The sequence below is a fragment of the Pseudomonas sp. IPO3747 genome (genome assembly GCF_013385245.1).
In the GTDB taxonomy this organism is placed as follows: domain Bacteria; phylum Pseudomonadota; class Gammaproteobacteria; order Pseudomonadales; family Pseudomonadaceae; genus Aquipseudomonas; species Aquipseudomonas edaphica.
The window spans coordinates 429,809-444,436 of record NZ_JACAQL010000002.1; the positions used below are offsets into that span (position 1 = coordinate 429,809).

Annotated in this window: 15 protein-coding genes; 5 read left to right on the forward strand and 10 right to left on the reverse strand. The window is 61.1% G+C overall.

The genetic code is table 11. The features are described from left to right. Positions 1 to 19: 19 nt before the first annotated feature. The 5 genes from HX790_RS03225 to HX790_RS03245 form a co-directional block, all read right to left on the reverse strand. Entirely contained in the window at positions 20 to 952 is a 933-nt protein-coding gene (locus tag HX790_RS03225; protein ID WP_017137384.1) for a D-2-hydroxyacid dehydrogenase, read from the reverse strand. 108 nt (positions 953 to 1,060) lie between these two features. Further along, positions 1,061 to 1,354: a YcgL domain-containing protein gene (locus tag HX790_RS03230; protein ID WP_017137383.1), complete on the reverse strand. Its 294-nt coding sequence runs from the start codon at positions 1,352 to 1,354 to the stop codon at positions 1,061 to 1,063. Then, positions 1,351 to 2,484 carry a ribonuclease D gene (gene rnd / locus HX790_RS03235; RefSeq protein ID WP_169985534.1) on the reverse strand — a complete coding sequence of 378 codons (1,134 nt, stop codon included), beginning with the start codon at positions 2,482 to 2,484 and terminating at the stop codon, positions 1,351 to 1,353. The genes HX790_RS03230 and rnd overlap by 4 nt, the downstream gene beginning before the upstream one ends. A 122-nt stretch (positions 2,485 to 2,606) precedes the next feature. Then, positions 2,607 to 3,206, reverse strand: coding sequence for a class I SAM-dependent methyltransferase (locus HX790_RS03240; protein WP_017137381.1), 600 nt, complete (start codon positions 3,204 to 3,206; stop codon positions 2,607 to 2,609). Between the two features lie 240 nt (positions 3,207 to 3,446). Continuing rightward, positions 3,447 to 4,817 (reverse strand): glutamine synthetase family protein, encoded by a 1,371-nt coding sequence (locus tag HX790_RS03245; protein ID WP_176991227.1) that lies wholly within the window; start codon positions 4,815 to 4,817, stop codon positions 3,447 to 3,449. Positions 4,818 to 5,150: 333 nt separating this feature from the next. Between HX790_RS03245 and HX790_RS03250 the strand changes: the two genes are divergently transcribed. Both HX790_RS03250 and HX790_RS03255 read left to right on the forward strand, forming a co-directional pair. Next, positions 5,151 to 5,915, forward strand: coding sequence for a transporter substrate-binding domain-containing protein (locus HX790_RS03250; RefSeq protein WP_026013725.1), 765 nt, complete (start codon positions 5,151 to 5,153; stop codon positions 5,913 to 5,915). Between the two features lie 50 nt (positions 5,916 to 5,965). Beyond that, positions 5,966 to 6,802, forward strand: a complete 837-nt coding sequence (locus HX790_RS03255; protein ID WP_017137378.1) for a cache domain-containing protein — start codon at positions 5,966 to 5,968, stop codon at positions 6,800 to 6,802. 71 nt (positions 6,803 to 6,873) lie between these two features. On the opposite strand, the gene HX790_RS03260 is transcribed toward HX790_RS03255, so the two are convergent. After that, positions 6,874 to 8,391: an MDR family MFS transporter gene (locus HX790_RS03260; protein ID WP_176991228.1), complete on the reverse strand. Its 1,518-nt coding sequence runs from the start codon at positions 8,389 to 8,391 to the stop codon at positions 6,874 to 6,876. Positions 8,392 to 8,458: 67 nt separating this feature from the next. Next, positions 8,459 to 9,643: a 4-hydroxybenzoate 3-monooxygenase gene (gene pobA / locus HX790_RS03265; RefSeq protein ID WP_171045816.1), complete on the reverse strand. Its 1,185-nt coding sequence runs from the start codon at positions 9,641 to 9,643 to the stop codon at positions 8,459 to 8,461. A 190-nt stretch (positions 9,644 to 9,833) separates the two neighbouring features. Here pobA and HX790_RS03270 point away from each other — a divergent pair, with 190 nt between their 5' ends. Next, positions 9,834 to 10,709, forward strand: coding sequence for a helix-turn-helix domain-containing protein (locus HX790_RS03270; RefSeq protein ID WP_017137374.1), 876 nt, complete (start codon positions 9,834 to 9,836; stop codon positions 10,707 to 10,709). A 58-nt stretch (positions 10,710 to 10,767) separates the two neighbouring features. Here the strand turns inward: HX790_RS03270 and HX790_RS03275 are convergent, their stop codons facing one another. After that, positions 10,768 to 10,944 (reverse strand): hypothetical protein, encoded by a 177-nt coding sequence (locus HX790_RS03275; protein ID WP_017137373.1) that lies wholly within the window; start codon positions 10,942 to 10,944, stop codon positions 10,768 to 10,770. 99 nt (positions 10,945 to 11,043) lie between these two features. Continuing rightward, on the reverse strand, positions 11,044 to 11,949 hold the full coding sequence (locus HX790_RS03280) for a LysR family transcriptional regulator (RefSeq protein ID WP_170040559.1): 906 nt from the start codon (positions 11,947 to 11,949) through the stop codon (positions 11,044 to 11,046). Positions 11,950 to 12,053: 104 nt separating this feature from the next. On the opposite strand from HX790_RS03280, the gene HX790_RS03285 reads away from it, so the two are divergent. Next, positions 12,054 to 12,920 (forward strand): MBL fold metallo-hydrolase, encoded by an 867-nt coding sequence (locus HX790_RS03285; protein WP_176991229.1) that lies wholly within the window; start codon positions 12,054 to 12,056, stop codon positions 12,918 to 12,920. 33 nt (positions 12,921 to 12,953) lie between these two features. Next, on the forward strand, positions 12,954 to 13,568 hold the full coding sequence (locus tag HX790_RS03290; protein ID WP_169985526.1) for an NAD(P)-dependent oxidoreductase: 615 nt from the start codon (positions 12,954 to 12,956) through the stop codon (positions 13,566 to 13,568). Positions 13,569 to 13,706: 138 nt separating this feature from the next. Here the strand turns inward: HX790_RS03290 and HX790_RS03295 are convergent, their stop codons facing one another. Continuing rightward, positions 13,707 to 14,579, reverse strand: a complete 873-nt coding sequence (locus tag HX790_RS03295) for a LysR substrate-binding domain-containing protein (RefSeq protein ID WP_176991230.1) — start codon at positions 14,577 to 14,579, stop codon at positions 13,707 to 13,709. Between the last annotated feature and the right edge of the window lie 49 nt (positions 14,580 to 14,628).

Below are 14,628 nucleotides of genomic sequence, written 5' to 3' on the forward strand. Positions count from 1 at the left end.
ATAAGCCCAGCTCACACGTTTAATAGCCGCGTTCGAAGCTGACTTCCCCGCGCAGTGCATCCTTGGCCTGATAAGCCCGCAGGTTCTGCACAAACAATTCCACCATCATCCCCGGCGACGTAGGCGCGGAACTGTGCCCGGTCAACAGCAAGCCCCAGGCGGTCCAGAACGGATGGCGTTGCGGCAAAGGCTCCTGACGGCACACGTCGATCACCGCACCGGCCAAGTGCCCCTCTTTAAGCGCCTCGACCAAATCGGCATCGACCACCGCCACGCCGCGCCCGACGTTGATAAACAACCCCGTCGGCTTGAATTGCTTGAACAGCGCCGCGTTGTACAAATCATGGGTATCAGGCGTGTTCGGCAGCAGGTTGATCACGTAGTCCACCTCGCCCACCAGCCGGCTCAGTTGGTCCAACCCGGCCACTTCGATAAACGGTGCCTGTTCTCGCGCGCTGCTGGCAATCCCGTAGAGCTTGACGCCAAACGGCAGCAAAAAATCAGCAACGCTCTGGCCGATATCGCCGGTGCCAACCACCAGCACCTTGCGTCCCGCCAGGCTTTGGCCCATGCGGTTGTCCCACTTGCGCTCGACCTGGCTGACCAGTCGCGCCAGCACTTCGCGCTCATGGCCGAGCATATAGGTGAGCACGAACTCGGCCATGACCTGGCCAAAGATGCCGACCGCGCGGGTCAGGCGATAGTCGCGCGGCAAGCCATCGGCCAGCAGCGGCGTGATACCCGCCCAGGTCGATTGCAGCCATTGCGGCTTATGGCCCTGGCGCAGCAAGGTGGCGAGCAGGTCCGGCTGGCCCAGCCAAACCGGGCAATCGGCGGCCAGGCGCGACAGTTCGGCCGAGTCGCCGCTGGTCAGCACCTCAAGGTCCGGGGCCGCTTCGCTCAGCAATTGGGCGTAGAGCGGGTGATCCTGTTCAGCAATCAGAACACGCATGGTTCAAACCTTTCAAAAACAGTGCAGACGGCCGCCCGCTTCCTTACGGCCACCGCCAAACGAATACGAGTCCATAAAAGAATGTGCCCGGGACAGGGCACTGACCGGTTACATCGGGTCGTTGCGGCGCAGCAGCTCTTCGGGCAAGTGCTCGATGTACTCGTCCTCGGCCGGTGGCATTTGCAGGTGGTAGCCCTGCTTGTCGAGGTTTTCCAGGACCACGGTAATGTCCTCGCGCGACAACTTGCGCTCCGGCGTGAGTATCATCTCGAATGCAAGATGGGCTTTGCCGAAGGCAGTCATCAAGGGTTCCGGCACACGCTCCAGCGCATCGCTTTTGAGCACGTAGAGGTACATCCCGTCTTTTTTCAAGCTGCGATAAATGGAGCAAATACGTTTCAAGGCTGTTCTCCGGCAGTGGCCAGGCTGTCGAGCAGCGCCTGGCCCATCAACTCGCGGCGCCAGCCACGCAGCGAGTCTGGCAATGTATAAGGCCCATCGGGGTAGCCGCTCTTGACCAGGGCTTCGAGGGTTTTCTTGCGCAGCATCAGTTCCGGCGCCATCTCCAGGCGCTCGGCCTCGGCCTGGCCGAGGGCGCGCAGTTGCTTGATCAGCACAGCAGCGTCCACCGGCAGCGGCTCAGCCACGGCGGGCGGCCACTGGTCCATCGACACGCTGCCGGCGCGCTTGATCAGGTCCAGCAGAAACTGGCCGTCCTGACGCACAGTGCGCGGGTGCATGTCTTCGATCTTGCCCAGCGCAGCGAGGTTATCCGGCTGGGATTTGGCCAAGGGCCACAATGAGTGTTCGCGAATGATGCGGTTGCGCGGCAGGTCACGGGCACGGGCCTGCTGCTCGCGCCAGGCGCACAGCTCACGCAATACGGCGAGCTGCGCACGCGAGAGTTTCCACGCCAGCTTGGCGTCACGGTACACCTCATACGGGTCGACTTCGCGGCGCAGGTTGGCCACCAGTTCGGCGCCGTCTTCCAGTACCCAGACATATTTGTCATCCGACAGCTGCGGGCGCAAGCGCACATAGACTTCGGCCAGGTGCACCGCGTCTTCGGCGGCGTAGCTCACCTGGGTCTCGGACAACGGCCGCTGCAGCCAGTCCGAGCGGGTTTCGCCCTTTGGCAGCTCGATGTCGAGTACAGCCTGCACCAGGCGCGAGTAGCCCATGGAGAAACCGAGGTTCAGGTAAGCCGCTGCCAATTGAGTGTCGAACAACGGCACCGGCAGGCTGCCGGTCAGGCGCAACAACACTTCCAGGTCTTCGCTGCAGGCGTGCACCACCTTGATCACCGCCGGGTTCTCCAGCAAGGCGGCCAAGGGTTGCCAGTTATCGATGGTCAGGGGGTCGATCAGGTAAGCGCGAACGCCATCACCGATCTGGATCAGCCCGGCAATGGGATAAAAGGTGTCGACCCGCATGAATTCGGTGTCGAGGGCGACGAATGGCAACTGCTGCCATTCGGCGCAATGCTGGCCGAGGCTATCGTTGTCGCAGATCCAGTGAATATCGATGGCCACACGGCTCTCCCTTGAAGAATGGCGCGCAGTATATATCGCGAAAGGGACTTGCGAGCATCCGCAGTGCACACACCATCATGAAAACTCTGACAAGAGAGGAAGAATAGTCCGACAGGCGGGACTTAGCCTCTCTTACGCAAAACGTAGACACGCCACAGCTTGGAGCCCGGCAGGAACTCCTGCTGATGGAGAACCTTGAAACCGGCCTGGCGGAATTCGTCCTCCACCGGTGTGCGCGAGCTCACCGCGACAATCACTGTGTCGCGACTGACACGGTGGAATTCGCGCAACAGCGCCATGCGTACGTCGCTGCTGGGCACATGACGAAACAGTTCCAAACAGAAAATACAGTCCACGGCGTTGGCCGACAGACCGATGGAAAACGCCGAACCCTGGAACGTTTTGACCCGCTTGAGCAACGCCGCCGGGTGATGGGTGCGCGCATGGTCGAGCATGTCCTGGGAGTTGTCGGATGCCAGGATCACCCGGTTGACGTGTTCGGCCAACACGGGCCAAAACCGGCCGGAGCCACACGCCAGGTCGAGGATCAACCCAGGCTCACCGGCCACTTTCAACGCTTGGCGCACCAGCCGTTCATCGCGCCAGGCCGCCAGACGCTTGAGCAGCGCGGGCGGACGCGTGTCGCCGCAGACCTGCGCATGCTCGCGGTCACAGCGCTCGGTGAATTCGATCTCGATAGAGGATGGAGGTTGTGGCGACATCGCGGGCTCATGTGGGTGGAACGGTGGTGAACGACCTTGATCCGCAGCTTAACCACTGCAACGTGAAAAAAAGGTTGAAACCGTGACGCCTGTAAAACACCGACGTTCGACTGTGGGAGCTGGCTTGCCTGCGATGCTGGCACCTCGGTACATCGGGTACACCGAGTTGATGCCTTCGCAGGCAAGCCAGCGCCCACAGAAAAGCAGCTCTTCGGTGTATCCAAATCTGCTGCCAGCGGATCACGCCTGATGCAGATACCAGCGCCAATCCTGCTCGCCCACCTCCCCCATGAACTGACGATATTCCTCACGTTTCACCGCCAAATAGACGCCGAGGAATTCACTGCCGAACGCCTCCCGTGCCCAGCTTGAACCCTCCAGCGCACGCAAGGTGGTCAGCCAGTCAGTGGGCAGCAACTCCTTGGCCTGGGCGTATCCGTTACCTTCCACCGGCGCACCGGGGTCGCGCTGCTCGCGAATGCCTCGGTGAATACCCGCCAGGATGGCAGCAGCCGCCAGGTATGGGTTGGCGTCGGCCCCGCAAATCCGGTGTTCGATATGCCGCGAATGAGCCGGCCCGCCCGGTACGCGCAAGCTGACGGTACGGTTATCCACGCCCCAGGTGGCCGCCAGCGGCGCATAGCTGTTGGTCTGGAAGCGCCGATAAGAGTTGGCATTCGGGCAAAACATCAGCAGCGAATCGAGCAAGGTGCTGAGCATGCCGCCCACCGCCTGGCGCAGCAGCGGCGTGCCATCGGCGGCCTCGCTGGCGAACAGGTTATTGCCCTGGGCATCCGCCAGGCTCACATGCATGTGCATGCCGGTGCCCGCCAGGTCATCGAACGGCTTGGCCATAAAGCAGGCGGTCATTGCGTGCTTATGCGCCACGCCCTTGACCAGACGCTTATAGCGCACCGCTTCGTCCATGGCTTGCAGGGCATCCGCGCGATGTTCCAGGGTGATTTCCACCTGGCCCGGCGCATACTCGGAAATCGCCGTGCGCGCCGGAATGCCTTGCAGCTTGCAAGCGCTGTAGAGGTCGGCCAGGAACGGCTCGATTTGCTCCAGCTCACGCAGGCCGTACACCTGGGTCGAGCGCGGGCGATTGCCGTCCACATCCCGTGCCGGTTGTGGGCGGCCGTTGCTGTCGGGTTTCTGGTCGAGCAGGTAAAACTCCAACTCCGCCGCCATCACCGGGTAATAACCGTCGGCCTTGAGGTCGTCGATCACCTTGGCCAGCAAATGCCGAGGGTCAGCCACGGTGGCCGGCAAGCCTTCGGTGGGGTGCATGCTGACTTGCACGGCGGCTGTGGGGATCAGGCGCCACGGCATACGCTGCAAGCTGCCGCTGACCGGGTAGGCGCGGCAGTCGATATCGCCGACTTCCCACACCAGCCCGGAGTTTTCCACGTCGTCGCCGTTAATCGTCAGGCCCAGGATGGTGCTGGGCAACGGGCGGCCATTTTCATACACCGCCAGCAGCTCATCGCGGTGCAGCAACTTGCCGCGTGGCACGCCGTTGTTGTCGAGGATAAACAGCTCGAACATTTCGATGTCCGGGTGCTGTTCAAGAAAAGACTGGGCTTCTTGCAGGCTGGCAAAAACACTCATGGGAACTCTCATACGTTTGCGTCAGGCAGGCGCACAGGTGCGCGTCATTCATGGGGCAGATCAACGTAAGAGAAAGGTATCCGGTGGGCGCGCGTGTCGGCAGTGGAACAAGGCCCAGAAGGCCAGCGCGGACGGCAGTGTCGCGAGGTGAGTGTCAGGGGAGCCGTCCATGCGAGATTCACAGTGAGGTAGATGCCCGGCAGCGTCACACGCCCACAAAGGTTGTTCAATTCAGGGTTGACGGAGTTTGGTTGCAGCCTGGCTAAACAATTGCCATCCCTGCGTATAGCTGGAAATAATGGCAACCCGAGCATGCCCCAAGGATTCGACCGCATGAAAGCTCCCCTGGTCTTCTGTTTACTGGCAAGCGTGGCCACCCACGCCCTGGCCGATTCACGCCTGGACGAGGTACTGCAAAACGGCACCCTCACCGTCTGCACCACCGGCGACTACAAGCCCTACACCTCGCTGCGTGCCGATGGGCGCTACGAAGGCATTGATATCGCCATGGCCGAGTCCCTGGCCAAGAGCCTCAACGCCAACATCAAATGGGTGCCCACTACCTGGAAAACCCTGATGCCGGACTTCCTCGCCCAGCGCTGCGACATCGCGGTGGGCGGTATTTCGGTGTCGTTGGAACGCCAGAAAAAAGCCTTCTTCAGCCAGCCTCTCGGCGTCGATGGCAAGATCCCGCTGGTGCGCTGCGCCGATGTACAGCGCTACCAGAGCGTCGAGCAGATCAACCAGCCGCAGGTGCGTGTGATCGAGCCGGCGGGCGGCACCAACGAGGTGTTTGCCCGCGCCCACCTGGCCAAGGCGCAAATCCGCCTGCATGACAACGTGACGATTTTCGACGAACTGCTGGCGGGCAAAGCCGACGTGATGATCACCGACGCCAGCGAAGCGCGCTTCCAGCAAAAACAGAAACCTGGGCTGTGTGCGGTCAACCCCGAGCGGCAGATGCAATACAGCGAAAAGGCCTTCCTGCTGCCCCGCGATGATGTGGCGTGGAAAAGCTACGTCGACCAGTGGCTGCACCTGAGCATGGCCACCGGGGTGTATGAAGGCATCGTCAATCAGTGGCTGGCGGCGCCCTGAGCAGGAGCCGTCTACGCTGTGCTCACATCAACCATAACGAGGGATCGGTAATGAAGGGATTGCTCCGACTCACCTGCCTGCTGCTGTTGGGGTTCAGCCAGGTGCACGCGACCACTCAGGATGAGGACGCTCGGGCCGCCAAGGCTCTGCTGGAAAAGGCTGTGACTTACTTCCAAAGCAACGGCGACAAAGCCTTCGCCGCGTTCAGCCGCCAGGGTGAGTTTATCGACCATGACCGCTATGTGTTCGTGGTCGACACCAAGGGCGTGTTGTTAGCCAGCGGCGGGCCTTCCTCTGCATTGATCGGCCGTGATGTGTCCGAGGTGCTCGGGCCAGACCTGCAAGCTTCGTTCAAACAGGCGCTGACCGTGCCCGAAGGCCAGGGCATCCAACAAGCCGACTACCGCTGGCAGAACTGGAACGACGGCAAGGTTGAGCACAAGCACGTGTTTTATCAGCGCGTGGGTGAACGCATCCTGGCGGTGGGTTACTACCTGCCACGGGCCACACCGGAACAGGCCCGAGCGTTGCGCAACAAGGCTGTGAAGGCGCTGGTCAAGGATGAGGCAGGCACGCTCAAGGCGATCAACTCATTGCAGGGCGGGTTTCTGCAGGATGATTTGTATGTGTTTGTGGTCGATCTGAACACCGGGCGGTATGTGGCGCATGGCACCAACTTGCGACTGGTCAATACCGACTTTCGCAAGATCAAAGACCCGGATGGCAAGCCGGTGGGTGAACCCATTCTGAAGCTGATGGCCGAGCAGGATCAGGGTGAATACAAGTACCGCTGGAAGAACCCGGTGACCGACAAGGTTGAGAACAAGCATGCGTACGTGCGCAAGGCCGGGCATTTTATGGTGGCGGTTGGGTACTACAGCCCCTGATCTGAGTTGGAATGCAATCCATTGTGGGAGCTGGCTTGCCTGCTCCCACAGTTTGATCATCGTTGTGTCAGTTAACGTGCTTTGTCTTCACGCCCACGCAGCACACGATTGGGCATCGCAATGGCCGCCGCCAACCCCAGCAACGACACCGCCGCACTCACCATCAGCAAATGCCGGAATGTCACCGCCAGCTCCCCGCGCAAGGCATCCTGCGCAGGCCCCGGCGCGGCGTTGAGGCCGTCGAGTAACACGTTGCCGGAACTGCCTTCAGCCCCCAGCGCGCCGCTGGCCAAATGCGCAAAGCTGGAGTCCTGCAACAACGCCAACAGCAGTGCCGACATGCACGCCACACCGACCGCCCCGCCCAACGAGCGGAACAGGTTAGTCGTGCTGGTGGCCACGCCAATGTCGCGCTGCTCCACCGAGTTCTGCGTGCCCACCAGGGACGTCGGAAACTGCATCCCCGCCGCAATCCCGCACAGCAGCATAAACACCGCCGTAAGCTCCACCGCCTGCGGCGCGCTGTAGGCCATGCCGAGAATCGCCAGCGGGCTCAAGCATGCGCCGGTGAGGATCATCGGTTTATAACGCCCGGTCACCGAGGTCATGCGCCCGGCGAAATAGGCCCCCATCGGCAAGCCCATGGCCAATGGCAGCAAGTGCAAGGCGGCGCTGTCGGCCCCCGAGCCGGTCACCGTCTGATAACGCAACGGCATCAACACCGTCAGGGAAATGGCCTGGAAGCTGGTGAAGAAAATCGTGCACCAGCACAGCACTGCGCTGCGATTGGCGAACAGGTGCATCGGCAACAATGGCTCGCGCGCCCGGCGTTCGTGCCACACGAACACCGTCAAGGCCACCAACGCGCAGGCCAACAGCCCCAGCACTTGCTCGTCACGCCAATGATGGCCCTGGCCGATTTCGGTGATGCCCAGCAGCAAGGCGGTCAGGCCGATGATCATCAGCACGGTGCCGAGGTAATCGATAATCGGCTTGCGCTGCGGCACCGGCAGCCCTACCAGTGTGCGGTGCGCCACATACCAGGCCCCGGCGCCCAGCGGCAGGTTGATCAAAAACACCCAACGCCACGACAGGTATTCGGTCATGTAGCCGCCCAGCACTGGCCCGGCCACACTGGCCACCGCGTACATGCTGCTGAAATAGCCCTGGTAACGCCCACGCTCACGGGGCGCGATGATGTCGCCAATGATCGCCTGGCTGACCGAGATCATCCCGCCGGCACCGATGCCCTGGAGAATCCGCGCCAGCACCAACTGCTCCATGCTTTGCGCCATGCCGCAAAACAGCGAGGCCAGGGTGAACACACCCATGCCGATCAACATCATCGGCCGGCGCCCGTACAGGTCGCCGAGCTTGCCGTAGATCGGTACGGCCACGGTCATCGCCACCATGTAGCCGGAGATCACCCAGGCCAGCAGGTCTACATCGTGAAACTGCGCGGAAATCGCTGGCATGGACACGGCGACAATGGTCTGGTCCAGGGCTCCGAGGAAAATCGCCAGCATCAAGGCGGCGAGCACACTGCGAACGGCAGGAACGGGCTGAGCGGGTTGGTTGAGGCTGGTCACGGCAGAACCTTCGAGCAAGGCCCGCAGGCAAGGAAGAGCCTGCGGGAATGCTGGATACGATAGCAGGCTACTCGATAGCTTCGTAAGGAAGTCCGACGTAATTTTCTGCGATGGTTTTGCGCCCCGCCTGCGAATGGATGAAATACTCAAGCTCGCTCTCGGCAATTCGCTGGCTGAAGCCGTCGGCGTCCGGGAACTGGTGCAACATCGAGGTCATCCACCAGGAAAACCGCTCGGCCTTCCACACCCGGCGCAGGCAGATGGCCGAGTATTTTTCCAGCAGGTCCACGCGGCCCTCGCGGTACACCTTGAGCATGATCCGAAACAGCGTGCTCACATCACTGGCCGCCAGGTTCAAGCCTTTGGCGCCGGTGGGCGGCACGATATGCGCGGCGTCACCGAGTAGGAACAGGCGCCCGTACTGCATCGGCTCCACCACAAAGCTGCGCAGCGGCGCGATGCTTTTTTCGATTGACGGCCCGGTGACCAGTTGCTCGGCCAACTGGCTGGGCAGGCGGGTTTTCAGCTCGGCCCAGAAACGCTCATCCGACCAATCATCCAGAGGCTCATCGACCGGCACCTGCAGGTAATAGCGGCTGCGGGTCGGCGAACGCATGCTGCACAACGCAAAGCCACGCGAATGTTTGGCATACACCAGCTCGTCATGCACCGGCGGTGTATCGGCGAGGATGCCCAGCCAGCCGAACGGATAGACGCGCTCGAACACCTGCAACGCCTCAGGCGGAATCGCCTGGCGCGCCACCCCGTGGAAACCGTCGCACCCGGCGATGTAGTCGCAGTCCAGGCGATAGGTTTCGCCGGCATGTTCGAAGGTGAGCCAGGGCCGATCAGTTTTAAGGTCATGGGGCTGCACGTCGCGCGCTTCGTACAGGGTCACAGCCCCGGCAGCCTCGCGGGCGGCCATCAGGTCGCGGGTGACTTCAGTCTGGCCGTAGATCATCACCGACTGACCGCCGGTCAAGCCTTTGAGGTCGATATGGGTCAGTTGGCCATTGAGTGCCAACTCAAAGCCGTCATGCACCAGGCCTTCGGTGTCCATGCGTCGGCTGACGCCCGCCTCGCGCAGCAGGTCGACCATGCCTTGTTCCAGCACACCGGCGCGGATACGGCCTTGCACGTAATCGGCGCTCTGGCGCTCTAGAATCAGGGTCTGGATACCAGCGTTATGCAGCAGTTGGCCGAGCAGCAATCCGGAGGGACCGGCGCCAATAATGGCGACTTGGGTTTTCAGCGTTTTCATTATTTTTATGGCTCGCAAGCTTCACCCGAACGGATAGGGTGAAAGAGTTGTCATTCATCCTGTTGCTGATCATTTTTCACTTGAGTGGCCGCCATAAGAAGGTGAAAACTGAGACAAAGCCTGCGCTTTTTGCCAATTGGGGCGATTACCGCACCACTATCCTGAGTATCGGATTGAAACCATGACCAAAACTGCCAGTACCGCGATTCCAGTCTTCAAGCTTTACGGAGAAAGTCAGCAATGGCCGACTCCGGATTTGTTGCACTGTGAAACCATTTCCCGACGGAGCCGGGAATACCAGTGGGAAATCCAACCCCACCGGCACGCGGACCTGTGCCAGTTGCTGTACGTACACAGAGGCCAGGCGCAGCTGGAAATCGAAGGCCAGCGTACTACCCTCAGCGAAGCCACCTTGCAGGTGCTGCCGCCGTTGTGTGTACACGGGTTTCGGTTTTCTGAAGATGTGGAAGGTTTTATCCTGACGCTGGCCGCGCCGCTGGTCAGCCATTTGCAGACACAGTTGGGCGCGACGGTGGACGGTTTGCAGGCCCTGGGCAATTACCCCGCCGGCAAGGACAGCGATTACCTCAACAGCCTGTTCGCCCGACTGCAGGATGAGTACGCCGATGAACAACCGGCCCGCGACATGATGATGCACGCCTTGGTCAGCGTGCTGCTGGTGTGGATCAGCCGCCAGGCGATCCAGCGCCGCCATCCGCGCGCGCCGCGTGGGCGTGAATATTTTCGGCGCTTTACGCAGTTGGTCGAGCAGCATTACCGCGAACACCCGAAGATTGAAGACCTGGCGCACAAGCTGGGTATCTCGGTCTCACACCTGAACGGTACGTGTCGGGAATTGGGTGGGCAGCCTGCCTTGCAGATCATGCATGACCGCCAGTTGCTGGAAGCCAAGCGCTTGCTGACCTATACCAGCATGACCATCAATGAGATGTCGGAGGTGTTGGGGTTTTCCGACCCGACCAACTTCTCCCGGCTGTTCCGCCGCCGGGTGGGGTTTTCGCCCAAGGCGTTTCGCGAGCAGCTGAAGGCGGATTGACGCGGGACGCGGAGCGTCCTGGGCTGCATACCACGCGGAGCGTGGGAACGATCACAGCCTACCTGAGCGCGCTGAAACTACCAGTACGCGGCACACACAGATCCTGATGGCAACTGATCGCAAAGGTCGGTTGCATACGGGTCTGTTCAACCCGATAGGCGGCCGTGCCGTACAGCGCGGTAGCCAACGCGCACAGGATGAAAATCATCAGGTACTTTCTAATTTTTAGGGTCATGGCACACCTCTGAATAGATCGACTCGGTGCTGTTTAAAGCATAGGTCAGTCAGGGCGAGTTGCCATTATTGGGCGTCATTCAACATCTTTATGTCGGCTTTACAGACCGATATCCCACACCGGCTCTTCCGGGAACCGCAGCACCAGAAAATCCAGCAGGCTGCGCAACGCCAACGGCATGTGTTTACGCGAGGCATACACGGCGTAGACGTTCATTTGCTGCGGCTCAGCCTCGGGCAGCAGCCGGATCAATTCGCCACTGCGGATGTAGTCCCCCGCCTGATAACTGGGCAGCCGCGCCACCCCGGCGCCCGCCAGCGTCACCCGCAGCAAGGTCGTGGCCTCGTTGGCGGTGATATTGCCCTGCACCGCCACCGAGACTGCTTCGCCGTTCTCGGTGAAGTGCCACAGGCTTTTGCCGAAGTAAGAATGCGTCAGGCAGTTGTGCTCCGCCAAGTCGTGGACTTGCCGAGGCTGCGGGTGTTCCAGCAGGTACGCCGGTGACGCGCAGATCACCGAGCGACACAGCGTGAGCTTGCGCGCGATCAGGTTGGGGTCCAGCTCAAAGCTGGTGCGGATGGCCAGGTCGATACGCTCATCCACCAGGTTTACCGTGCGGTCGAGCATCTGCAGGTCGATGCTGACCAACGGGAAGCGCTTGACGAATTCGGCCACGGCATCCGCCAACTGCGCCTGGCCGAATGAGCTGCTGACACTCAGGCGCAACTGGCCACGCGGCGCTTCATCCGGCTCACTGACGGCCGCCTGCATGTCACTGCACAGCTCCAGCATTTGCCGGCAGCGCGGCAGCGTTTCACTGCCGGCGGCGGTGAGGCTGAGCTTGCGCGTGGTGCGATGCATCAAGCGCGCACCGACCCAATCCTCAAGTTCAGCCAGATAGCGCGAGACCACCGGCCGCGACAGGTCCAACTGATCGGCGGCGGCGGACTGGCTGCCCAGGTCAACTACCGTGACAAACACCCGCATTGCTTGAAGACGATCCATGATTTGCACGCTTTTAGAAACAAACTATGTCCAAGCATCGCATTTTTTGTTGTGTTTGGTGCAACTAAGCTCTGTGCATCACTTACCTGCTGCTGGAGCTGCACATGATCTCGGTACTTAAACGATTTGCCCTGGCTTCGGCCGCCCTGGCGTTCGCTGCCCATGCTGCGGCTGCCGACCTGAAGCTGGATGCCTACAACCCTGGCACCTCGGCCATGATGCCGGTCAGCTCGGTACTGGTCAGCGGTGAAAAAGACCTCATCCTGGTCAACGCCCAGTTCGGCAAGACCCAAGCCGAGCAACTGGTGCAGAAAATCCGCAGCAGCGGCAAACACCTCACCACCATCTACGTCAGCGACGGCGACCCGGACTTCTACTTCGGCCTCGACACCCTGACCGCCGCGTTCCCCGACGCCAAAGTGCTGGCGACCCAGCCGGTGGTGGACCATATCAAGGCCACCGTCGAGCAAAAAATCGCGTTCTGGAGCCCGAAACTCGGCGACGACAAGCCAAGCAAAGCCATCATCCCGCAGGTGTTGCAGGGCCATACCCTGACGCTGGAAGGCAAAAGCCTGGAAGTGATCGGCCTGGACGGTCCGCAACCTGAGCGCACCTTTGTGTGGATCCCCTCGATCAAGGCGGTCGTCGGTGGCGTCGTGGTGTTTGAAAACACCCACGTGTGGATGGCCGACACGCAATCCGCCAAATCCCACACCGACTGGCTGGCCACCCTGCAACGTATCCAGGACCTGAAACCGGCCACCGTGATCCCTGGCCACTACCTGGGCACACCGACCGTGCAGTCCGTGGCCTTTACCGCCGACTACATCAAGGCCTTCGATATCGAGACCGCCAAGGCCAAGGATTCGACTGCGCTGATCGCGGCGATGAAAAAGCGTTACCCGAACCTTAAAGACGAAAGCAGCCTGGAACTGGGTGCCAAAGTCGCCAAGGGCGAAATGAAGTGGTGATTGGTTTTAAACCCTAACGTACTGGAGAACGTCATGAGCAAGATTGCAATCATTGGTGCCACCGGCCGTGCCGGTAGCCAACTGCTGGAAGAAGCGCTGCGTCGTGGGCATACCGTTACTGCCATTGCGCGTAACACCGACACGCTGGCCGCACGCCCAGGCCTTACCGTTAAAAAGGTCGACGCCCTTGATGCAACGGCCTTGCAGCAAGCAGTGAGCGGCAACGACGTGGTGATCAGTGCGGCGCACTTCGCCACCCTGCCCGCCAGCGCCGTGATCGGCCCGGTAAAAAAAGCCGGCGTGAAACGCCTGCTGGTGGTGGGCGGTGCGGGTTCGCTGTTGTTGCCAGGTGGCAGTCGAGTGATCGACAGCGAGGGTTTCCCGGCTGAATACAAAGCCGAAGCCAGCGCCGGGGCTGAGTTTCTCGACGTGCTGCGTCAGGAAAAAGAACTGGATTGGACCTTCCTGTCGCCATCGGCGGAGTTTGTTGAAACCGCGCGCACCGGGAAATTCCGTCTGGGCCAGGATGATCTGCTGGTAAGCGCCGAGGGCCGTAGCTGGATCAGTTTTGCTGACTTTGCCATCGCCCTGATCGACGAAGTGGAATCGCCGAAGCACTCGCGCCAACGCTTCACCGTCGGTTACTGACTCTGAGGGAACTGGCTTGTGTGGGAGCTGGCTTGCCTGCGATGGCATCAGCTCGGTTTAACAGATAGACCGAGTTGCCCGCATCGCAGGCAAGCCAGCTCCCACACAAACCCGGTTCCCACAGTTGGATACTCAGTGTTAAGACTGGTGTGCCTCGCTCACCAGCCACGCCATCAACGCTTGCAGCCCAGCCGACGGCTCAATCCCCGGCGGGTACACCAGGTAATAGCCCATCCCCGTCGGCACCCGCAGTTCAAACGGCGTCGCCAGCCGCCCGGCTTTCACATCCTCACCAATCAGCGCACTGTCGCCAATCGCCACACCTGAGCCTTGTGACGCCACCGTCATGGCCAGGTCCAGCGTCTCGAAATGATGCCCCTGGGCCAGGTTGCTCAACCGCGTATTCGCCGCCTTTAACCACAACGCCCAATCCCGCTCGTCCCGCGTGGGGTGCAGCAGCACTTGTTGCTGCAAGTCTGCCGGGGTATCCAAAGCGCCGAGCAGCGCCGGTGCGCACACTGGCGTAAGTTGCTCATCAAACAGGTGCCGTGCCTCAGCCGACTGCTCGGCGATGGGCGCATAGATCACCGCCGCATCAAATTGCTCACGACGAAAGTCCACGGTATAGGCCACGGTGGTGGTGAGTTCCACCGGCACATCCGGGCGCTCCTTCTGCCATTGCAACAGGCGCGGCAGCAGCCAGCGCATCACGCAGGTGGAGGCCTTGAGTTGCAGGGTCGCGCGGCGGCTGCCGATCTGCTCCACCGCGGAGCCGATCAGGCCGAATACTTGCTGCGCACGCAGTGACCACTCGCGGCCTTCTTCGGTCAGGCTCAAGCCCCGTGCCTGGCGCTGAAACAGGGCGTAACCCAAATGGCTTTCCAGGCCGGCAATCTGGCGGCTCACTGCGCCCTGGGTGATGTGCAGTTGCTCGGCGGCGCGGGTGAAGTTGCAGCACTGGGCAGTGACCCAAAACGTGTGCAGCGCAGGCAGCGGCGGAAGGCGTTTCATCGTGCGTGAGCCATGACGTGGGGACATGGCTAGTATGACTTTTTATCGA